14 protein-coding genes are annotated in these 21418 nt (G+C 61.7%); 7 read left to right on the top strand and 7 right to left on the bottom strand.

Annotated features, from left to right (window positions below):
- The first annotated feature begins 242 nt into the window (after window positions 1-242).
- The 4 genes from ptsP to MHH62_RS11785 all read left to right on the top strand — a co-directional run bounded on the left by ptsP (window position 243) and on the right by MHH62_RS11785 (window position 7475).
- Window positions 243-3101: a phosphoenolpyruvate--protein phosphotransferase gene (gene ptsP / locus MHH62_RS11800; protein ID WP_339232985.1), complete on the top strand. Its 2859-nt coding sequence runs from the start codon at window positions 243-245 to the stop codon at window positions 3099-3101.
- Window positions 3102-4022 (top strand): 1-phosphofructokinase, encoded by a 921-nt coding sequence (gene pfkB / locus MHH62_RS11795; protein WP_014716884.1) that lies wholly within the window; start codon window positions 3102-3104, stop codon window positions 4020-4022.
- Window positions 4023-4033: 11 nt separating this feature from the next.
- On the top strand, window positions 4034-5743 hold the full coding sequence (locus MHH62_RS11790) for a PTS fructose-like transporter subunit IIB (protein ID WP_073843081.1): 1710 nt from the start codon (window positions 4034-4036) through the stop codon (window positions 5741-5743).
- A 190-nt stretch (window positions 5744-5933) separates the two neighbouring features.
- Complete coding sequence (locus tag MHH62_RS11785) at window positions 5934-7475, top strand: alkaline phosphatase D family protein (protein WP_014716886.1); 1542 nt, start codon at window positions 5934-5936, stop codon at window positions 7473-7475.
- Window positions 7476-7591: 116 nt separating this feature from the next.
- Here the strand turns inward: MHH62_RS11785 and MHH62_RS11780 are convergent, their stop codons facing one another.
- Entirely contained in the window at window positions 7592-10117 is a 2526-nt protein-coding gene (locus MHH62_RS11780) for a sulfite reductase flavoprotein subunit alpha (RefSeq protein WP_339232983.1), read from the bottom strand.
- 136 nt (window positions 10118-10253) lie between these two features.
- Window positions 10254-12557 (bottom strand): TonB-dependent siderophore receptor, encoded by a 2304-nt coding sequence (locus MHH62_RS11775; protein WP_038448891.1) that lies wholly within the window; start codon window positions 12555-12557, stop codon window positions 10254-10256.
- A 205-nt stretch (window positions 12558-12762) separates the two neighbouring features.
- Between MHH62_RS11775 and MHH62_RS11770 the strand changes: the two genes are divergently transcribed.
- Together MHH62_RS11770 and MHH62_RS11765 are read left to right on the top strand one after the other, a co-directional pair.
- Window positions 12763-13443: a Fe2+-dependent dioxygenase gene (locus tag MHH62_RS11770; RefSeq protein WP_003188464.1), complete on the top strand. Its 681-nt coding sequence runs from the start codon at window positions 12763-12765 to the stop codon at window positions 13441-13443.
- Window positions 13444-13445: 2 nt separating this feature from the next.
- Window positions 13446-14189, top strand: a complete 744-nt coding sequence (locus MHH62_RS11765) for a tetratricopeptide repeat protein (protein WP_201913620.1) — start codon at window positions 13446-13448, stop codon at window positions 14187-14189.
- A gap of 121 nt (window positions 14190-14310) precedes the next feature.
- On the opposite strand, the gene MHH62_RS11760 is transcribed toward MHH62_RS11765, so the two are convergent.
- From MHH62_RS11760 to MHH62_RS11740, 5 genes are all read right to left on the bottom strand, one after another.
- Entirely contained in the window at window positions 14311-15474 is a 1164-nt protein-coding gene (locus MHH62_RS11760; RefSeq protein WP_339232981.1) for a type III PLP-dependent enzyme, read from the bottom strand.
- Window positions 15475-15918: 444 nt separating this feature from the next.
- Entirely contained in the window at window positions 15919-17076 is a 1158-nt protein-coding gene (locus tag MHH62_RS11755) for an ABC transporter ATP-binding protein (RefSeq protein WP_014716891.1), read from the bottom strand.
- Window positions 17073-17726 carry an ABC transporter permease gene (locus tag MHH62_RS11750; RefSeq protein ID WP_003188473.1) on the bottom strand — a complete coding sequence of 218 codons (654 nt, stop codon included), beginning with the start codon at window positions 17724-17726 and terminating at the stop codon, window positions 17073-17075. Before MHH62_RS11750 ends, MHH62_RS11755 begins: the two co-directional genes overlap by 4 nt.
- Before the next feature lie 12 nt (window positions 17727-17738).
- The gene (locus MHH62_RS11745) at window positions 17739-18632 is read right to left on the bottom strand and encodes a glycine betaine ABC transporter substrate-binding protein (protein WP_019816969.1); all 894 of its coding nucleotides are present in this window, start codon (window positions 18630-18632) and stop codon (window positions 17739-17741) included.
- Window positions 18633-18651: 19 nt separating this feature from the next.
- Window positions 18652-19368: an ABC transporter permease gene (locus MHH62_RS11740; protein WP_020301284.1), complete on the bottom strand. Its 717-nt coding sequence runs from the start codon at window positions 19366-19368 to the stop codon at window positions 18652-18654.
- A gap of 332 nt (window positions 19369-19700) precedes the next feature.
- Between MHH62_RS11740 and MHH62_RS11735 the strand changes: the two genes are divergently transcribed.
- Window positions 19701-21284 (top strand): peptide chain release factor 3, encoded by a 1584-nt coding sequence (locus MHH62_RS11735; RefSeq protein WP_003188476.1) that lies wholly within the window; start codon window positions 19701-19703, stop codon window positions 21282-21284.
- Window positions 21285-21418 lie beyond the last annotated feature (134 nt).

Here is a 21418-nt window from a genome sequence, read left to right as displayed (position 1 = left end):
TCCAATCGTAACCGATTCCAGCATTCGACCAATGTCCCACAGCAAGCGCCGAGTGGCCCTTCAAGCTTGCGCAATTAACGCGTAATCTGCCATAAATTCTAGATTAAACGTTTCAGCAAGCGTATTTTTACGATGTTCGCCACTGAGTGACCACTGCCAATTGACCGCTCAGTCAGTTAATTTCGAACTTATTTACCTACAACAATACCTAGTGCGCCCGTCGCACTAACTAGGAGAACGGCATGCTTGAGCTCACTGTAGAGCAGATATCCATGGGCCAGGTGGCTGTGGATAAATCTGCTGCCTTGCACCTGCTCGCTGACAAACTGGTGGCCGATGGCCTGGTTGCCGAAGGTTATCTCAGTGGCCTGCAAGCCCGTGAAGCCCAAGGCTCGACCTTTCTCGGCCAAGGCATCGCTATTCCCCACGGCACGCCAGAAACCCGCGACCAGGTGTTTTCCACTGGTGTGCGCCTGCTGCAGTTCCCGGAAGGGGTGGACTGGGGCGATGGCCAGATCGTCTACCTGGCGATTGGCATCGCGGCTAAATCCGATGAACACCTGCGCCTGTTGCAACTGCTCACCCGTGCCCTCGGCGAAACCGACCTGGGCCAGGCGTTGCGCCGTGCCGGCAGCGCCGAAGCGCTGTTGAAACTGTTGCAAGGCGCGCCCCAGGAACTGGCGCTGGATGCGCAGATGATCAGCCTGGGCGTGTCGGCCGATGATTTTGAAGAGTTGGTGTGGCGCGGTGCGCGCCTGCTGCGCCAGGCCGACTGCGTGAGCAATGGCTTTGCAGCTGTATTGCAGCAGGTCGACGCGCTGCCCCTGGGCGATGGCCTGTGGTGGTTGCACAGCGAGCAGACGGTCAAGCGTCCGGGCCTGGCCTTTGTGACGCCGGACAAACCCATGCGTTACCTCGGCCAGCCCCTGCACGGCCTGTTCTGCCTGGCGAGCCTCGGTGAAGCGCACCAGACCCTGCTTGAACGCCTGTGTGCCTTGCTCATTGAAGGGCGCGGCCAGGAGTTGGGGCGCGCCACCAGCAGCCGCGCGGTGCTGGAAGTGCTGGGCGGTGAACTGCCGTCGGACTGGCCCAGCGCCCGTATTACCCTGGCCAACGCCCACGGCCTGCACGCGCGCCCGGCCAAGATCCTGGCGCAATTGGCGAAAAGTTTTGATGGCGATATCCGCGTGCGCATCGTCGATGGCGCGGTGGGCGCCGTGTCGGTCAAAAGCCTGAGCAAGTTGCTCAGCCTCGGCGCACGTCGTGGTCAGGTGCTGGAGTTCGTGGCCGAGCCGACGGTGGCCGGTGATGCACTGCCCGCCCTCTTGGCCGCCGTGCAAGAGGGCCTTGGCGAAGAGGTCGAGCCCTTGCCCACCGTGAGCGCACAGCCAGCACAGGTCGATATCGAACCGGTGCTCAGCGCGCCACTGAGCGGTAGCCAACTCCAGGCCATTGCCGCCGCACCGGGTATCGCCATCGGCCCGGCCCATATCCAGGTGCCGCAAGTGTTCGATTACCCGTTGCGCGGTGAGTCCGCCGCCGCCGAACGCCAGCGTCTGCACACGGCCTTGAGCGAGGTGCGCACGGATATCCAGGGCTTGATCGAGCGTAGCCAGGCCAAGGCCATCCGCGAGATTTTCATCACGCACCAGGAAATGCTCGACGACCCGGAACTCACCGACGAAGTCGACACCCGCCTCAAGCAAGGCGAAAGCGCCGAAGCCGCCTGGATGAGCGTGATCGAAGCCGCCGCCAAACAGCAGGAAGCCTTGCAGGATGCCTTGCTGGCCGAGCGTGCTGCCGACTTGCGCGACATCGGCCGCCGCGTGCTGGCCCAGTTGTGCGGCGTCCAAAGCGTGCAGGAACCGAGCGAGCCCTACATCCTGGTGATGGAAGAAGTCGGCCCTTCGGACGTGGCGCGCCTGGACCCGGCCCGCGTTGCCGGCATTCTCACCGCCCGGGGCGGCGCCACCGCTCACAGCGCCATTGTCGCCCGCGCCCTGGGCATTCCGGCCTTGGTCGGCGCTGGTGCTGCGGTGTTATTGCTCAACGCGGGCACGCCGCTGTTGCTCGATGGCCAGCGCGGCCGCCTGCATGTGGACCCCGACGCCGCCACCCTGCAACGGGCCACCGTGGAGCGCGACAGCCGCGAGCAGCGCTTGCAAGCCGCTTCGGCCCAACGCCATGAACCGGCGCTGACCCGCGACGGACACGCCGTGGAAGTGTTCGCCAACATTGGCGAAAGCGCCGGGGTGGCCAGTGCCGTGGAGCAGGGCGCCGAAGGCATTGGCCTGCTGCGCACCGAACTGATTTTCATGGCCCACCCCCAGGCGCCGGACGAGGCCACCCAGGAGGCCGAATACCGTCGCGTACTCGACGGCCTCAATGGTCGCCCGTTGGTGGTGCGCACCCTGGATGTGGGCGGCGACAAGCCTTTGCCCTATTGGCCGATCGCCGAAGAGGAAAACCCCTTCCTGGGTGTGCGCGGCATTCGCCTGACGTTGCAACGCCCGCAGATCATGGAAGCGCAACTGCGGGCACTGCTGCGTGCTGCGGATAACCGCCCGCTGCGCATCATGTTCCCCATGGTCGGCAGCGTGGATGAGTGGCGCGCCGCCCGGGACATGACCGAGCGCCTGCGCCTGGAGACCCCGGTGGCGGACCTGCAACTGGGGATCATGATCGAAGTGCCCTCAGCCGCGTTGCTGGCGCCGGTCCTCGCCAAGGAAGTCGACTTCTTCAGCGTCGGCACCAACGACCTGACCCAATACACCCTGGCCATCGACCGCGGCCACCCGACCCTGTCGGCCCAGGCCGATGGCTTGCATCCGGCAGTCCTGCAACTGATCGACATCACCGTGCGCGCCGCCCATGCCCACGGCAAATGGGTAGGCGTGTGCGGCGAGTTGGCGGCGGACCCGCTGGCGGTGCCGGTGCTGGTCGGCCTGGGCGTCGATGAGTTGAGCGTGTCGGCCCGCAGCATTCCTGAAGTGAAGGCGCGGGTGCGTGAATTCAGTCTGAGCGAGGCCCAGGGCCTGGCGCAACAAGCACTGGCAGTGGGTTCGCCCGCCGAAGTGCGTGCCCTAGTGGAGGCCGTGTAGATGGCAAATATTCTGACCCTGACGCTGAACCCGGCGTTGGACCTCACGGTACGTCTGGCGCACCTGCAACCCGGTGAGGTCAATCGCAGTGAAGCGATGCTCACCCACGCGGCCGGCAAAGGCGTGAATGTGGCGCAAGTGCTGGCGGACCTGGGCCATTACGTCAGCGTGGGCGGGTTCCTCGGCAGTGCCAACCCCCAGGCTTTCAATGCGCTGATCAAGCGCCGTGGGTTTGGCGATGCCTTCATCCGGGTTCCCGGCGAAACCCGGAGCAATATCAAGATTGCCGAACAGGATGGGCGTGTCACCGACATCAATGCACCGGGGCCGCTGGTAACTGAAGAGGCGCTAAAAGCGCTGCTCAAGATGGTCGCGATCATTGGCCCGGAGTTCGATGCGGTCGTGGTGGCCGGTAGCTTGCCGCGCGGCGTCAGCCCGCAGTGGTTTAAAGGTTTGCTGGAGGCGTTGAAAGACCTCGGTTTGAAAATCGCCCTGGACACCAGCGGCGAAGCGCTGCGCCTGGGGTTGGAGGTTGGCCCGTGGCTGGTCAAACCCAATACCGAAGAGTTGGCCGAGGCCTTGGGTAACGCCACCGATGCCATCAGCCGCCTGCATCAGCAAGGCGTCGAACATGTGGTGGTCTCCGACGGGGCCGCCGGTGTGACCTGGTACCGCCCGGGTGCGGCGCTGCACGCCACGCCGCCCAAGGTGGCAGTGGCCAGTACCGTGGGTGCCGGCGACTCGCTGCTGGCCGGGATGCTCCACGGTTTGCTCAGTGGCGACACGCCGGAGCACACCCTGCGCCGGGCCACGGCGATTGCCGCGATGGCGGTGACACAGATCGGTTTTGGCATCAGCGATGACGCCCAGTTGGCGCATCTCGAAAGCGGCGTCGAAGTACGCACGCTGACAGAACAATAAGAGGGTTTGTGATGAAGTTAGCCATTGTTACCGCCTGCCCGAACGGCATGGTCACCAGTGTGCTGTGCGCCCGCTTGTTGGACGCCGCCGCCCAGCGCATGGGCTTGCACACCAGTGTTGAAGTCGTCGATGTGCAGCGTCCGGAGCGCCAGTTGTCCCAGGCGACGATTGATGATGCCGAGTGGGTGCTGTTGGTCAGCAGTACCCCGGTGGATATGCAGCGGTTTGTCGGCAAGCGTGTGTTCCAGAGCACGCCGGCCCAGGCGTTGGCGGATGTCGAAGGCGTACTGCGCCGGGGCGCCGAAGAAGCCCAGGTGTATGTCGCCGACGCCGCCCCGGTGGCGGCCAAGGCTGCGCCGCGTATCGTCGCGATTACCGCGTGCCCCACCGGTGTGGCCCACACGTTCATGGCCGCCGAAGCCTTGCAGCAGACTGCTCAGCGCCTGGGTTATGACCTGCAGGTCGAAACCCAGGGCTCGGTGGGCGCTCGCACCCCGTTGAGCTCGCAAGCGATTGCCGATGCCGATGTGGTGTTGCTCGCGGCGGATATCGAAGTGGCCACCGAGCGTTTCGCCGGCAAGAAGATTTACCGCTGTGGCACCGGCATTGCCCTCAAGCAATCCGAAGCCATCCTCAACAAAGCCCTGGCCGAAGGCGCGGTGGAAAGTGCGGCCGGCGGTGCACCGGCCAAGGCGGAGAAAACCGGCGTCTACAAACACCTGCTCACCGGCGTGTCGTATATGTTGCCGATGGTGGTGGCGGGGGGCTTGCTGATCGCCTTGTCGTTTGTCTTCGGCATCCATGCTTTCGAGCAGCCCGGTACCTTGGCGGCGGCGCTCAAATCCGTGGGTGACCAGGCGTTCCTGTTGATGGTGCCGCTGCTGGCGGGCTACATCGCCTACTCGATTGCCGACCGTCCTGGCCTTGCGCCCGGCATGATCGGCGGGCTGCTGGCGGGGACGCTGGGGGCTGGGTTTATCGGCGGCATCCTGGCCGGTTTCGTCGCCGGATATTGCGTCAAGCTGATCAGCCGCACGGTGCAACTGCCTCAGAGCCTGGAAGCGCTCAAGCCGATCCTGATCATCCCGTTATTGGCGAGCCTGTTTACCGGCTTGGTGATGATCTACCTGGTGGGCCCACCGGTCGCCCGCTTGCTCACGGGCCTGACGGATTTCCTCAGCACCATGGGCACCACCAACGCGGTGCTGCTGGGCATTCTGCTCGGCGGCATGATGTGTGTGGATTTGGGCGGGCCGATCAACAAGGCGGCGTATGCGTTCTCGGTTGGCCTGCTGGCCGCGTCGAGCGGCGCGCCGATGGCCGCGACCATGGCCGCCGGCATGGTGCCGCCGATTGGCATGGGCATCGCCACGTTGCTGGCCCGGCGCAAGTTCGCCCAGACCGAGCGCGAGGCCGGCAAGGCGGCGATGATCCTGGGGCTGTGCTTTATCTCTGAAGGCGCGATTCCCTTCGCCGCCAAAGACCCGCTGCGCGTCATTCCGGCCAGCATCGCCGGTGGCGCGTTGACCGGTGCGCTGTCGATGTACTTCGGCTGCAAACTCGCCGCGCCCCATGGCGGGTTGTTTGTGCTGGTGATTCCGAATGCGATGAACCATGCGTTGTTGTACTTGTTGGCGATTGTGGCGGGCAGTGTGTTGACCGGTTTGGTGTATGCCGTGCTCAAGCGACCGGAAGCGGCTGAACTGGCCGTGACTGCCTGACACTGGCAGAAAATGTGGGAGCTGGCTTGCCTGCGATAGCCTCGACGGGGTTTGCCTGATACACCGAGGTGTTTGCATCGCAGGCAAGCCAGCTCCCACAGGTGAACTCGACCGTTCTGCTAATCGGTGTCACATCCGCTTCATCCCATCATGCTTTAGTGGCCCTTTTGATACTCAAGAGGGCACCTGCATGAGCCACTTCGATCTCGGTCGCCGCCGTGTGATGCAAGCCGTGGGCGCTGGCCTGTTGTTGCCGGGCCTGGCGCCGGCGGTGATCGCTTCGGTGAAGGACCGACCGCAACTCACTGACGGCGTGCAATCGGGCGACCTGCAGGGCGATCGCGCAATGATCTGGAGCCGCAGTGACCGCCCGGCGAAGATGGTGGTGGAGTGGGATACCCGCAGCGTGTTCAGCAACCCGCGCCGATTCGTCTCGCCCCTGGCCGACAGCCGCACCGACTTTACCGCCCGTGTCGAGCTCACCGGGCTGCCGGTCGACCAGGCGATTTTCTACCGCGTGCATTTCGAAGACGCCCAGACCGGCATTGCCAGTGAACCCTGGTTCGGCCACTTGCGTAGCGTGCCGCAACAGCGGCGTGACATCCGTTTTGTGTGGAGCGGCGACACTGTCGGCCAAGGCTTCGGCATCAACCCGGACATCGGTGGCATGCGCATCTATGAAGCCATGCGCCTGCGCCTGCCGGACTTTTTTATCCACAGCGGCGACACCATCTATGCCGACGGCCCGGTCCCCGCGCAGCTCACCACTGAAGGCGGGCGCATCTGGCGCAACATTACCACCGAAGCCAAAAGCAAAGTCGCGGAAACCCTCGATGAATATCGCGGTAATTACCGCTACAACCTGCTGGATGAAAACGTGCGCCGCTTCAATGCCGAGGTACCGCAGATCTGGCAGTGGGACGATCACGAGGTGATCAACAACTGGTCATCGAGCAAGCAGTTGGATGAGCGTTACCAGACCCGCGACATCAATACCTTGGTGGGCCGTGCCCGCCAGGCCTGGCTGGAATATTCACCCATGCGCCGACAGAGCGCCGACGGTGGCGGGCGCATTTATCGCAAGCTCAGTTATGGGCCGCTGCTGGATGTGTTTGTGTTGGATATGCGCAGCTATCGTGGGCCGAATGATGACAACCTGGGCGCGGAAAAACCCTTCCTCGGGCGGGAACAGTTGGACTGGCTCAAACGCGGGCTCAAGGCCTCGCAAGCGCAGTGGAAGGTGGTCGCCGCCGACATGCCCATCGGTCTGGGCGTGCCCGACGGTGAAGTCAGCCCCGGCGTGGCGCGTTGGGAAGCGATCGCCAATGGCGACCCTGGCCCGGCGCAAGGGCGTGAGCTGGAGATCGCCGAACTGCTGGGGTTCCTGCATGAGCATAAGGTGCGCAACCACGTGTGGCTGACGGCCGATGTGCATTACTGTGCAGCGCATCACTATCACCCTGACCGTGCGACGTTCCAGGATTTCGAGCCGTTCTGGGAGTTTGTGGCAGGGCCGTTGAATGCTGGGAGTTTCGGGCCCAACCCACTGGATAAAACCTTTGGCCCGCACGTGGTGTTCCAGAAGGCGCCACCGGCGCAGAATACCTCGCCGTTTGCGGGCTTTCAGTTTTTTGGTGAAGTGCAGATAGATGGGCAGACGGCGGAGTTGACGGTGATGCTACGGGACTTGGACGGGGTTTCAGTGTTCGAGCAAAAACTGCAACCGGCCTGATCGTTCCCACGCTCTGCGTGGGAACGCATCCTGTGACGCTCCGCGTCACGCCGTCAAGAGTGGACGCGGAGCGTCCAGGGCGGCATTCCCACGCGGAGCGTGGGAACGATCAAATATCAATAGACATCCCTGCGATAGCGACCCTGTTCGATCAGGCGCTCCAGCGCCTCATTGCCCAAGATGTCTTTCAGTGCCTGATCCACCCCCGTCGCCATCCCCTGCAAGCTGCCACACACATAAATCGCTGCGCCGTCCGCGAGCCATTTGCGCAGCACATCCGCTGACTCGCGCAGGCGATCCTGTACGTAGATCTTCTCCTCTTGATCGCGGGAAAATGCCAGGTCCAGCAGGGCCAGGTCTCCACTGGCGAGCCAGCCTTGCAGTTCGTCCTGGCACAGGTAGTCGTGGGCGATATTGCGCTCGCCGAACAGCAGCCAGTTTCGCTGCTGGCCGCCGGCAATACGCGCCTTGAGCAAGCTACGCAGGCCCGCCAGGCCGGTGCCGTTGCCCAGCAGAATCAGTGGCACAGGCGCGTCGGGCAAATGGAAGCCGCTGTTGCGCCGCAGGCGCAGGCTGATGGCCGAGCCGAGGGCGGCGTGTTCAGTCAGCCAGCCAGAGCCAAGCCCCAGGCTGCCGTCGGGGTGGCGCTCCTGGCGCACAATCAGCTCCAGCACGCCGTCGCTGGCAATCGAGGCGATGGAGTATTCGCGCATGCCCAGGGGGACCAGCGCGTCCACCAATGCCTGGGCGTGCAGGCCGACCAGGTGCGTGCGGTTGTCCGGCAGTTGGCGCGTGGCCAGGGCTTGATCAAGGGTGTGGGCCACGCCGTCGATCACCACACCGTCGCTGCCGACCAAGCCCAGGCCGGCCAGGAAGTGTTCGATGGCCCAGGGGCAATTGCGCGGCAGGACTTCCACCAGGTCGCCGGCCAGCCAGCTGTGCGCAGACGTGGATGTGAGGCCCAGCAGGTAGACGGGCGAGCCGACACTGTCGGGGTTGAGCAGGGTGCGTTGGCTCAGGGTCCAGTTTTCGTACTGGGCCGTCGGCCAGGCCGCTGCCGGCGCATGCCCGGTGAGCTGGCCCAGTTGCTGTTGCCAGGTGTGCAGGGCCACTGCGTCGCCGCTGTCGACTTCCACCGGGGCAAACAGCGGGGTGCCGCCCTGGTTGGTCAGCCAGAAATGCAGGCGCCGGGCAAAGCCGCAAAAATGTTCGTACTGCCGGTCACCCAGGGCCAGCACCGAGTAGTTCAAGCCTGTGAGGGGCAGCGAATGGCCGAGCACGCTGCGCTCGAACCCGCGGGCGCTGTCGGGGGCTTCGCCGTCGCCAAAGGTACTGACCACAAACAGCGCGTTCTGTGATTGGCTGAGGTCGTCGCGGCTGACACTGCCCAAAGGCTGCACCTTCACCGCCAGGCCCGCAGCCTGCAGTTGCCCGGCCGTTTGCCAGGCCAGTTGTTCGGCAAAGCCGCTCTGGCTGGCGAAGCCGATCAGCCAGGCCGGGGCATTGCTGTGGTTATCTGTCAAACCTTTGCGGGCATCGCGGACCTGGCGCTTTTTGCGGCGTCGGTCGAGGTACAGCAGCCAGCCCGTGATGAAAAACAGCGGCATAAGCAGTGAGCTGACGGTGAGGACGATGCGCCCGACCAGGCCGAAATAGCTGCCGGTGTGCAGCGCATACACACTGGTCAGCAACTGCGCCTTGAGGCTTTTGCTGGCGTAGCGCTCGTGGGATTTGACCTCGCCGGTGGCCGGGTCCAGGTTGATCTGGTTCAGCGCACGGTCATGGGGCGATGAAGTGAGCAGGTAATACACGGTGGCCGGTTGCCCGGCGACCGCGGGCATCCGAATGTTGTAGGCGCTCAAGTCGGGGCCGGCGTTGCTGTAGATGCTGCTCCAGATCGCGTCATAGTTGGCCACCGGAGCCGGGCCTGAGGGCGGGGGACCGCGCTTGCGCATGCGCTCGTTCTGCGGCGCGTCGGACAGCAGTTTGGTCACGCCACGGTTGTACCAGTCGTAGGACCAATACAGCCCGGTCAGCGCCGCCAAAAGATAAAACAGCAGGCACCAGGTGCCGAATACCGAGTGCAGGTCCCAATTGAAGCTGCGGCCCTTTTTGCGCCAGTCCAGGGTCAGCCAGACGCGCCAGCTTTTCACCTGGCGCGGCCAGCGCAGGTACAGGCCGGAGAGGCAGAAAAACAGCAGGATCAGGGTGCAGGCGCCGGTGATATTGCGCCCGGTATCGCCGATGGCGAGGAAGCGGTGCAATTGCAGGATAAAACCGAACAGGTCCTGGCCGACCGCGTCACCCATGTAGTCGCCGGTGTACGGGTCAAAGTAGCGCATCTGGCCACGGCGCTCGCCCGGTGGCGGGGTGAAGGACACGCGGCCGGCGTTGCCGCTTTCACTTTCTACCCACAGCATGGCCACGGTCTTGCCTTCGGCCGCTTCCAGCTTGCGTACCAGCTCGGCGGGCGGCAGTACACCGGCATCGCGTTTCTGTACGCTCAAAACCGTGGGGTTGAGGGCCCGCAGGATTTCATCCTGGAACGAGTACGCAGCCCCGGTGATCCCCATCAAGGCCAGCACCAGCCCGGCAGTGATGCCGAAGAACCAGTGCAACTGAAACAGGGTTTTCTTCAACACGTCGGGCCGCCTCGCTTATCTGGATATCGATGTCACGGCGCGCATTATGCCGTGGGTTATCGAGAAAAATTCTGTTTTACACACAAAAGCCCCACGCATCCGATGCGTGGGGCCTTGGGTCGAGCATTGACTGCGTTTAGAAGTGGAAGCTGGTAGTCAACAGAGCGGTACGACCGGCCGCCTGGTTGGCGAAGTGCGCCGAGTAGGCCTTATCGTAATACGTCTTGTCGGTGAGGTTTTGTACGTTCAATTGCAAGTCGACGTTTTTGGTCAGCTTGTAGCTGGCCATGGCGTCGTAGCGGGTGTAGGACGGCACGTACACGGTGTTGCCTGCATCGCCGTAAACCTCATCGACGTAGAACGCGCCGCCGCCGACGGTCAGCTTGGGGGTGATGTCGTAGGTGGTCCACAGGCTGAAGGAGTTCTTCGGCGTGTTGGGCATCTGGTTGCCTTTGTTGGAACCGGCACTCACCACGTTTTGACGGTTGCCGATTCTGCCAGGATCTACCAGCTCGCTTTTCAGATAGCTGTAACCAGCGAACACTTGCCATTGATCAGTGATTTTTCCGCTGGCAGACAGCTCCAAGCCATCGACTCGGGATTCACCGCCGTTTTCGAAGGTGTTGGAACTCACCAGAATTCGTGTGTTTTTCTTCTCAGTGCGGAACACGGCAGCAGTTAGGGACAAGCGATCATGAAACAGATCCCACTTAGTGCCGAGTTCGTAGTTGACTGTTTCTTCGGGTTCCAGGTCGCTGGTGTTAATGCCGGTGACGAAACCATTGGGTTCCTGACCTTCACCTACTAAGCCGCCAACTGGCGAAGCTGAGGTAGCGTAGGAGGTATAGATGCTGCCGTTTTCCGTGGGTTTCCACACAAGCCCGGCCTGCCAGTTGAAAAATTGGCTGTCGTCCTTGAGCTTGGTACGTCCTGTAGCGGCATTGGTATTGGCTTGAGTGTCGAAAGTGTCGTAGCGCAGGCCGACATTGAGCAGCCATTTAGGATCAAGTTCGATGGTGTCGAATACATAGGCAGCGCGACTGGTGGCTTTGGTGTTGGTGCCGTTGTAGTTGCGCGCAACGTTGCCGTTCCAGGCATCATCCGGATTCGGGTTGCCGAGAGACGTACAATTGCCGCCGCTGCTGCCGACTACGCTAGGCGTGCAGCCATTGGGTATTGGGTTACTGTTTGGAGTGACCGTGTAGCCACTTACGCGGGTTTCTTCGCCCGTGAACTCCAAACCAGTGGAGTAGGAATGCTTCATCCCCGCCAATTGGAAATTACCAAACAGATCGGTCTGGTTAGTGGTCGTCGTAGTGGTGGACACGCGACTGTTAGCCCGACGCCACACGGTGCCGAACTGGTTGACGTTGTGCTGGCTGTCATCAGGCTGCGTCAATACGTAATCCTGGCCGGTGCTGCCATGACGCAGGGTGTTTTTCAGCGTCATGTTGTCGTTCAGGTCGTGCTCGATGGAGACCGTGCTGATGTCGGCGCGTGTTTTGCGGAAGTCGCGGCTTTTTAAGCCGTAAAAGTTGCTGCTATCGCCGCCATCGGTAGGTTTGTCATGAACGTGCACGGCATTCTTGGCTGTGCTGCCATAGCCATACGGAATCCCCGAATCCGGCAGGTCGTCACTTTCCATGTGGTAGTAGCTGAGGTTGACGCGGGTCGGCGTGCCCAGGCCAAACGTCAGCGACGGTGCCACGCCCCAACGGTCGTAGTTCACCGCATCGCGGCCAGCCACGTTTTGTTCATGGCTCATCAGGTTCAGGCGGAATGCCGCGCTGTCGTCCAGGAACTGGCGGTTCACGTCGAGCACGTAGCGGCGGGTCTGGTCGGAGCCGTAGGTAAAGCCGCCGTTGGTGAAGTCCCGCGCTTGTGGGGTCTTGCTCACCAGGTTGAGGCTGCCACCGGCCGAGCCACGGCCGCCGAACGAAGAGTTCGGGCCTTTGCTGACTTCGATGGACTCGATGTCGAAGATCTCGCGGCTCTGGCCGCCGGTATCGCGTACGCCATCGAGGTAGGTATCGCCCTGGGCATCAAAACCACGGATGAACGGACGGTCGCCCTGAGGATTGCCACCTTCACCGGCACCGAAGGTGATACCCGGTACGGTGCGCAAGGCGTCCTGCAACGAGGTGGCGGCGGTGTCCTTGAGGACTTGTTGCGGCACCACAGTGACCGAGCGCGGCGTGTCCACCAGCGGCGCGGTGTACTTCTGCGACGAGGCTTTTTCCACCTGGTAGGAGGTGTTGTCCTGCTCCTGGCCGGTGATGTTGGTGGCGCCGAGGGAGATAGGGTTGCGCTCGCCTTTTGGCTCGGTATTTTCAGCCGCCTGCGCCAGGTGGGCGGCGGAGCCGGCACTCAGGGCAACGCCAATGGCGGAGGCCAGCATGCGTGGTGAACTGGCCGGTATTTTTAGAATAGTGCGCGACATGACGTGTCCCTTCCCCAAGGTTGTGAGGCCGCGGAATATAGGGCCAACAAGACTTTGTATCAATTGCGAGATATTGCTATTCGCATCGAATTTACATTCTTTACACTTTTTTGTTACGGATTTTGCGCTCTCGTTCGTCCCCGTGTTTTACAGGGAGGATAAGAATCAATACCATTGGCGCCTCTCTGATCGCAGGTATTGCCTCATGTTGCTGCACATTCCCGGCCTGTTCTCTCGCGAGGAGGTGCTGCGCATTCGCCAAGCCCTGGAAGAGACCGAATGGGCTGACGGCAAAATCACCGCCGGGCACCAGTCGGCCAAGGCCAAGCACAACCTGCAATTACCCGAAGGCCACCCCCTGGCCAAGGAAATCGGCGCGGCGATGCTGGAACGGTTGTGGAGCAACCCGCTGTTCATGTCGGCCGCGCTGCCGCATAAAGTCTTCCCGCCACTGCTCAACTGCTACACCGCTGGCGGCAGTTTCGACTTTCATATCGACAACGCGGTGCGCCAACCCAAAGGCAGCCATGAGCGCGTGCGCACCGACCTTTCGTCCACGTTGTTCTTCAGCGACCCCGACGACTACGACGGTGGGGAACTGGAGATCCAGGACACGTTCGGCCTGCAGCGGGTCAAGCTACCCGCCGGCGACATGGTGCTGTACCCCGGCTCCAGCCTGCACAAAGTCAACGCGGTGACCCGTGGCGCGCGTTATGCCTCGTTCTTCTGGACCCAAAGCCTGGTGCGCGAAGACAGCCAGCGCACCTTGCTGTTTGAAATGGACGGCGCGATCCAGCAACTGACCCGCGACGTGCCCGACCACCCTGCGCTGATCCAGCTCACCGGCACCTACCACAACCTGTTGCGCCGCTGGGTCGAGGTCTGAGCATGGGCTTTTTATTGCGCCGCGAAGAAGTGCTCAATGTCGAACAATTGCAGAGCATGCTCGATGACTCCCCGGTGCGCGCCGCCCAGGCCATTCTGATCGCGGCCAAGGCAGGCGTGGTCGATGCCCAGGCCCTGCTCGGGCAAATTCTGCTGGAAGGGCGCGGCATCGCACGCGATGAAGCATTGGCGCTGCGCTGGTTCCAGATTGCCGCGCAGGGCGGGCACCTGATGGCGCGCAATATGATCGGGCGTTGCCGGGAGCATGGCTGGGGCTGCGCTGTCGATGAAGCCGCCGCAGCACGGGAATATCGCCTGGCGGCACACGCCGGGTTGGATTGGGGGCAATACAACTACGCCAACCTCTTGGCTACCGGCCGTGGCGTTGTTGAAGACCAGGCGCAAGCACTGGCGCTGTATCGCCAGGCTGCCGAACAGGACCATGCCAAGTCGATGAACCTGCTCGGGCGTTACCTGGAAGACGGGCAGCATTGCCCCAAGGATGTTGAGGCGGCCGTTGAGTGGTACCGCCGCTCAGCCGAGGCAGGTGATTTTCGTGGGCAGTTCAGCCATGCGGCGGTGCTGGCAGACAGCGGCCAGGTCGACGCGGCGCTGGAGTGGTTGCACAAGGCGCTGGCAGGCGGGAATCTCAAGTTTCTGCAAACGGCACACAAGGCGCTGGCACGGGCGGATGACCCGCGAATTCGCGCCATGGCCGAGTTGTACCAGCAACGAGCTACGAGCTGATCGTTCCCACGCTCCGCGTGGGAATGCCGCCCTGGACGCTCCGCGTCCGCACTTGAGCGCGTAACGCAGAGCGTCACAGGAGGCGTTCCCACGCAGAGCGTGGGAACGATCGGGGGTGGGGTTAAACGTAGAAGGATTTCAGCGGCGGGAACCCATTGAACTCCACCGCGCTGTAGCTGGTGGTGTAGGCACCGGTCGACAACCAGTACAGACGATCACCAATGGCCAGGTTCAACGGCAGGCCGTACTTGTAGTTTTCGTACATGATATCGGCGCTGTCGCAGGTCGGGCCGGCGATGACCACTTCTTCCATCTCGCCTTTCTTCTCGGTCCAGATCGGGAACTTGATGGCTTCGTCCATGGTTTCGATCAGGCCGGAGAACTTGCCCACATCCGTGTACACCCAGCGCTCGACGGCGGTACGGGACTTGCGCGCCACCAGCACCACTTCGCTGACCAGGATACCGGCGTTGGCGATCAACGAACGGCCAGGTTCCAGGATGATTTCCGGCAGGTCGTCACCGAAGTCTTCTTTAAGGAAACGGATGATTTCTTCGGCGTAGGTTTCCAGGCTGTTGGTGCGGGTGATGTAGTTGGCCGGGAAGCCGCCGCCCATGTTGATCAGCTTCAGGTGGATGCCGTCTTCTTCTTTGAGGCGTTCGAAGATCACCTTGACCTTGGCGATGGCTGCGTCCCACACGCTGATGTCGCGCTGTTGCGAGCCAACGTGGAACGAGATGCCGTAAGGCACCAGGCCCAGGTCGCGGGCGAGGATCAGCAGGTCCATGGCCATGTCGGTCTGGCAGCCGAATTTGCGCGACAACGGCCAGTCAGCAGTGGTCGAGCCTTCGGTGAGGATACGCACATACACTTTCGAACCCGGCGCGGCCTTGGCGATGTTGCGAAGGTCGGCTTCGGAGTCGGTGGAGAACAGACGCACGCCCTTCTCATAGAAGTAGCGGATGTCCTTGGATTTCTTGATGGTGTTGCCGTAGCTGATACGGTCGGCGCTGACGCCGCGGTCCATGACCTTGTCCAGCTCATAGATCGAGGCGATGTCGAAGCTCGAACCCTTGTCTTTCAACAGGTCGATGATCTCAACGGCCGGGTTGGCCTTGACGGCGTAATACACCTTGGCGAATTCGAAACCGGCGCGCAGGTCGTCGTAGGCCTGGCAGATCATCGCGGTGTCGATCACCACGAACGGGGTTTCTTGCTTGTCGGCGAACGCTTTCATTTTGTCAAAAGTGGCGCGCGCGAAATAATCTTCGACGTTGATCGACATGCTGGGAACTCCTAAGGGCAAACTAATTTGATCAATGGGTGCAAATGAACGTCCTCCGTATCCCCACTTTGGTTCGCCTACTTCCCAAGGCATGTCGCCGAAAGCAAAAAGGCCATGGGGTAAGCTGCCCTTGGCCTTGCTGTCTCGTCGTCAGTACTTGAGCCGGATGGATCGTTTCCAGCATGGACGTTCGGCGCGAACTTTAGGGCTTGGCGGGCGTGGGATCAACTAAAAATGTCGCGTTTTTGCACGCGTTCGTCGCGCGGCCGCGTGCAGCTACTTATGTAACCGACCGGTGTGACGGATTGATGTTCCCCGGATGGGGCCAATCAGATGGATTTGCGGTGTATTCATCGCAGGCAAGCCAGCTCCCACATTTGAACTGCATTCTTATGCTGGAATGCATTCCCCTGTGGGAGCTGGCTTGCCTGCGATAGCGATCTATCAAGCCAAAGCAGTTTCGGCAGGCGAGACAATGCTGGTCTTGCCGCCACGGGATTTACCGGAACTCAGGTACTCGGCAATCGACTCCTGGGTCACTTCACCCAGGAACACGCGCTCGGCATCCATCACCGGCAACCACGAGCGGTTGAACTCGTACATGCGCGACAGCAGGATGCGCAAATGCTCGTCGTACGCCGCCGTGGCGTTGAACTCGCGCAGGTACTGGCCGCAGGTGCCGGCCTGGCGGTGCAGGTCGCGGCGGCGTACATACCCCAGCGCCTTGTTCTCCGAACAGGTGACCACCACATAGCGGCGGTCGTGCTCGTCCATCAATTCCAGCGCATCGGCCACGGGTGTTTCCGGGCTCACCGACGGGGCGTTGTCCGCCGCGTCTTCGGCTTTTACCAGCAGCAGGCGCTTGAGGGTGCTGTCCTGGCCCACGAAATTGCTGACGAACTCGTCGGCCGGGTGCGCCAGCAGCGTGTCCGGGTGGTCGATCTGCAGCAGCTTGCCGGCGCGGAAGATGGCGATCTTGTCACCCAGCTTGATGGCTTCGTCGATGTCGTGGCTGACCATGATCACGGTTTTGTTCAGCGCGCGCTGCATCTCGAAGAACTCGTTCTGGATCATCTCGCGGTTGATCGGGTCGACCGCGCCGAACGGCTCGTCCATCAGCAGCAGCGGCGCATCCGCCGCCAGGGCGCGGATCACTCCGATGCGCTGTTGCTGCCCACCCGACAATTCACGCGGGTAGCGATGCAGGTACTGCTTGGGCTCCAGCTTGATCATGCTCATCAATTCGCGGGCGCGGTCGTGGCATTTTTGCTTGTCCCAGCCGAGCAGCTTGGGCACCACCACGATGTTCTCTTCGATGGTCATGTTGGGGAACAGGCCGATCTGCTGGATCACGTAGCCGATGTTGCGACGCAGGGTCACCTCGTCGAGGTCGGTGGTGTCTTCGCCGTTGATCAGGATCTTGCCCGAGGAGGGCTTGATCAGACGGTTGATCATCTTCAGCGTGGTGCTCTTGCCGCAGCCCGAGGGCCCCAGGAATACGCAAATTTCGCCTTCGTTGACGGTCAGGCTTACATCGTTGACGGCGGTGACGGTCTTGCCGTTGCTTTGAAAAGTCTTGGACAGGTTTTGAAGTTCGATCATTTGAGCAATCCTTTTGGAGTCAGCGAGCGTTGCAGCCATTGCAGAAGCAGGTCGGCGAAGATGGCCAGGAGACTGACCAGCACGGCGCCGACGATCAGCATCGACATATCGCTGCGGCTGATGGAAGCCAGAATAAGTACACCCAGGCCACCGGCACCGATGGTGGCGGCGATGGTCATCACACCGATATTCATCACCACGGCGGTACGCACGCCAGCGAGAATCACCGGCACCGCAATCGGCAGTTCGACCATGCGCAGGCGCTGGCCGAAGGTCATGCCGATGCCGCGTGCGGCTTCGCGAATGCCTGGCTCAACGCCGGTGAGGGCCAGGTAGGTGTTACGCATGATTGGCAGCAGGGAGTAAAGGAACACGGCGGTGATCGCCGGCATTGGCCCCAGGCCCTGGCCGAACTTGGAGTAGAACGGCAGCAGCAGGCCGAACAGCGCGATGGATGGCACGGTCAGCAACACTGTGGCGCTGGCTTGCAACGGGCCGGCCAGGGTCGGGAAGCGCGTCATCAGAATGCCCAGGGGCACGCCGATGAAGATCGCGAGGATCACGGCGATGCCGACCAGGGTGATGTGCTGCCAGGTCAGGTGCAGGACTTGGGCCCAATCAAGATGGGAAAAGGCGTTCAAAAATTCCATGTCTTCTCCTTTTTAGTTGATTGGATGTTGGCGCAGGAAATCGGCGGCAACGGCGGACGGGCTTTCATGGTCGACGTCGACCCGTGCATTGAGCTGGCGCATGGTTTCGTCGTCGAACAGGTGGGCCAAAGGCTTGAGTTCGGCGGCCAGTTGCGGGTGTTTGTCGAGGTATTCCTGGCGGATCACCGGGGCTGCGGTGTAATCCGGGAAGTAGTGCTTGTCGTCTTCGAGCAGCTTCAACTTAAAGGCGTTGAGGCGCCCGTCGGTGGTGTAGACCAGTCCGGCAAACACCTGGCCATTACGCAGGGCGGTGTAGACCAGGCCCGCGTCCATTTGCCGGGTGTTCTCGCGTGTCAGGTTCATGTCGTACAGCTTGACCATGCCGGCCAGGCCATCGGAGCGGTTGGCGAACTCGGTATCCAGGGCGACCAGACGGTGCTCTTTGGTGTTCTCGGCCATGGCGTTGGTGAGGTCGCTGATGCTGTTGATCTCGGGATGTTCCTGGGCGACCTTCTCCGGCAGCGCCAGCGCATAGGTGTTGCTAAAGCGCGACGGCGATAGCCAGACCAGGCCTTTTTTCCCATCGAGTTCTTTGACCCGAGCGTAGGACTGTTCGCTGTCGAGTTTCTCGTCGATATGGTTGTAGGCCACCAGCGACACGCCGGTGTATTCCCATATCAGGTCCAGTTGCCCGCTTTCCTGGGCACTGCGCGCCAGGTTGCTGCCCAGGCCGCCGGTCACGCGGGCGTCGTAGCCCTTGGTGCGCAGGTATTGGGAAGTGATTTCGGCGAGCAGGGTCTGCTCGGTGAACACCCGGGCGCCGATGCGGATCACGGGTTTTTCGGCGGCTTGCGCAATACCTGCAAGCAGCAGGACGCAGCCTAATATCAAGCTCAGTTTTTTCATGTGAATTCCTTTACCGGGCTTAAGACGGGCGTAACCCGCGTTCTAGCCAGAGGCGGCTGGCCATGGTCACCAGGCCATCAAGCAGCAATGCCAGCAGCGCGGTGCAGGCGGCGCCGAGCAACAGTTGCGGCTGGTTGTTCAGGGCGATGCCGGGGAAGATCAGGCTGCCCAGGCTGTTGGCGCCAATCAGGAACGCCAGCGGTGCGGTACCGACGTTGATCGCCAGGGCCACGCGCACACCGCCGATGATGATCGGCACGGCGTTGGGCAGCTCCACGCGAAACAGCACCTGGCGCGGCGTCATGCCGATGCCGGTGGCGGCTTCCTTGAGGGAGCCCTGAACGTTTTTCAGGCCTTCGTAGGTGTTGCGTACGATGGGCAGGAGCGAGGCAAGGAACAGCGCGAAGATGGCCGGGCCGCTGCCGATGCCGAGGACGCCGAGGGCGATGGCCAGTACGGCCAGGGGAGGGACGGTGTTGCCGATGTTGAAGATCTGCATGAAACGTTCTGCGCGCCCGACCATGTTGGGTCGGCTGAGCAGGATACCGGCGGGGATGCCCACAATCAGGGCTGCCAGCATGGAGATTAGGACGAGAATCAGGTGAGCTTGCAGGTAAAACAACAAATCGTCGCGGTACAGTTCGATCGTGTTGATGCCGATCCAGTGGACCAGCAGGGCCAGGAGCGCGACGACGACCGCGCCTCCTATCAGCCCTTTGCCATAGCGAATAGCCACAGGCGGACTCCTTTTTTTCTTTTGTCGGCGAACACATTTTCCGGCGGCACTGCCATTCCTGGCTGCCTCTGAATGAGTTCGCGAAAAGCAACTCGCCGATACTGGCAATGCAGTATGCGATCGAGCCATGAGCGCAGCCTCGTCAGGCTAACTTGCTGATATTTCAGCCCCTGTTCCGAGTGCGATAGCAGGGGAGTGGACGTCTCGACCTTTTAAAAGGTTCCACACTTGGGCGCATTTAGCCACCCCCAATGGGCTCAACGGTGGTCCGTACCCTCGCGTTTGCGCTATACTCGCCGCCCTTTTTTGACTCACCTGCCAGGCGATTTCCCATGACCCACCAGGCCGCCGAAGTCGCGAAACGCCGCACTTTCGCCATTATTTCCCACCCCGATGCCGGTAAGACCACCATCACCGAAAAGCTGTTGCTGATGGGCAAGGCGATCGCGGTGGCCGGCACGGTGAAATCGCGCAAATCCGACCGCCATGCCACCTCCGACTGGATGGAAATGGAAAAACAACGGGGTATTTCCATTACCACGTCGGTCATGCAGTTCCCGTATCGCGAGCACATGATCAACCTGCTCGACACCCCGGGGCACGAAGACTTCTCCGAAGATACCTACCGCACCCTCACCGCGGTGGACTCGGCGCTGATGGTCCTCGACGGCGGTAAAGGCGTCGAACCGCGTACCATCGCGTTGATGGACGTGTGCCGTCTGCGTGACACGCCGATTGTCAGTTTCATCAACAAACTCGACCGCGATATCCGCGACCCCATCGAGTTGCTGGATGAAATCGAAGCCGTCTTGAAGATCAAAGCCGCGCCGATCACCTGGCCGATTGGTTGCTACCGCGACTTCAAGGGCGTGTACCACCTGGCCGACGACTACATCATTGTCTACACCGCCGGCCACGGCCATGAACGCACCGAAACCAAGATCATCGAGAAGCTCGACTCCGACGAAGCCCGTGCCCACCTGGGCGACGAGTACGATCGTTTCGTCGACCAGCTGGAACTGGTGCAGGGCGCCTGCCATGAGTTCAACCAGCAGGAATTCCTCGACGGCCAACTGACGCCGGTGTTCTTCGGTACCGCGCTGGGCAACTTCGGTGTCGACCACGTGCTCGACGCCGTCGTGGACTGGGCGCCAAAGCCCCTGGCCCGCGTTGCCAACGAGCGCACCGTGGAACCGGTGGAAGAGAAATTCACCGGCTTCGTGTTCAAGATCCAGGCGAACATGGACCCGAAACATCGCGACCGTATCGCCTTTATGCGCATCTGCTCCGGCAAGTACGAAAAAGGCATGAAGATGCGCCACGTGCGCACCGGCAAGGACGTACGCATCGGCGACGCCCTGACGTTCTTCTCCTCCGAGCGTGAACAGCTGGAAGAGGCGTTTGCCGGCGACATCATCGGCCTGCACAACCACGGCACCATCCAGATCGGCGACACCTTTACCGAAGGCGAAGCCCTGGGCTTCACCGGCATTCCGCATTTCGCCCCGGAACTGTTCCGCCGCGTGCGCCTGCGTGACCCGCTCAAGTCCAAGCAACTGCGCCAAGGCTTGCAGCAATTGGCCGAAGAGGGCGCCACCCAGGTGTTCTTCCCCGAGCGCAGCAACGACATCATCCTCGGCGCCGTGGGTGTGCTGCAGTTCGATGTGGTCGCCAGCCGCTTGAAAGAGGAATACAAGGTTGAGTGTTCGTATGAGCCGATCACCGTGTATTCGGCGCGCTGGATTGATTGCAGCGATAAGAAGAAGTTGGAAGAGTTCTCCAACAAGGCCGTGGAAAACCTGGCAATCGACGGCGGTGGTCACCTGACCTACCTGGCGCCGACCCGCGTGAACCTGGCGTTGATGGAAGAGCGTTGGCCGGATGTGAAATTCCGCGCGACCCGCGAACACCACTAAGGTTTGAGCGGTTCAGAGAATGTGGGAGGGGGCTTGCCCCGATAGCGGTGTGTCAGCCAGTGTATTGGGCTCTGACACTCCGTAATCGGGGCAAGCCCCCTCCCACATTTTGACCTCCTAAAGGCTGGGGATTG

This window comes from Pseudomonas sp. FSL L8-0168 (assembly GCF_037976155.1).
GTDB lineage: Bacteria > Pseudomonadota > Gammaproteobacteria > Pseudomonadales > Pseudomonadaceae > Aquipseudomonas > Aquipseudomonas paracarnis.
This window is presented reverse-complemented; position numbering and strand designations above follow the sequence as displayed.

Coding starts and splice junctions, on each gene's coding strand:
- ptsP (WP_339232985.1), top strand. CDS start 243: ATGCTTGAGCTCACTGTAGAGCAGATATCCATGGGCCAGGTGGCTGTG.
- MHH62_RS11760 (WP_339232981.1), bottom strand. CDS start 15,474: ATGTCGATCAACGTCGAAGATTATTTCGCGCGCGCCACTTTTGACAAA.
- MHH62_RS11775 (WP_038448891.1), bottom strand. CDS start 12,557: ATGTCGCGCACTATTCTAAAAATACCGGCCAGTTCACCACGCATGCTG.
- MHH62_RS11750 (WP_003188473.1), bottom strand. CDS start 17,726: ATGGAATTTTTGAACGCCTTTTCCCATCTTGATTGGGCCCAAGTCCTG.
- MHH62_RS11785 (WP_014716886.1), top strand. CDS start 5,934: ATGAGCCACTTCGATCTCGGTCGCCGCCGTGTGATGCAAGCCGTGGGC.
- MHH62_RS11770 (WP_003188464.1), top strand. CDS start 12,763: ATGTTGCTGCACATTCCCGGCCTGTTCTCTCGCGAGGAGGTGCTGCGC.
- MHH62_RS11755 (WP_014716891.1), bottom strand. CDS start 17,076: ATGATCGAACTTCAAAACCTGTCCAAGACTTTTCAAAGCAACGGCAAG.
- pfkB (WP_014716884.1), top strand. CDS start 3,102: ATGGCAAATATTCTGACCCTGACGCTGAACCCGGCGTTGGACCTCACG.
- MHH62_RS11790 (WP_073843081.1), top strand. CDS start 4,034: ATGAAGTTAGCCATTGTTACCGCCTGCCCGAACGGCATGGTCACCAGT.
- MHH62_RS11735 (WP_003188476.1), top strand. CDS start 19,701: ATGACCCACCAGGCCGCCGAAGTCGCGAAACGCCGCACTTTCGCCATT.
- MHH62_RS11745 (WP_019816969.1), bottom strand. CDS start 18,632: ATGAAAAAACTGAGCTTGATATTAGGCTGCGTCCTGCTGCTTGCAGGT.
- MHH62_RS11765 (WP_201913620.1), top strand. CDS start 13,446: ATGGGCTTTTTATTGCGCCGCGAAGAAGTGCTCAATGTCGAACAATTG.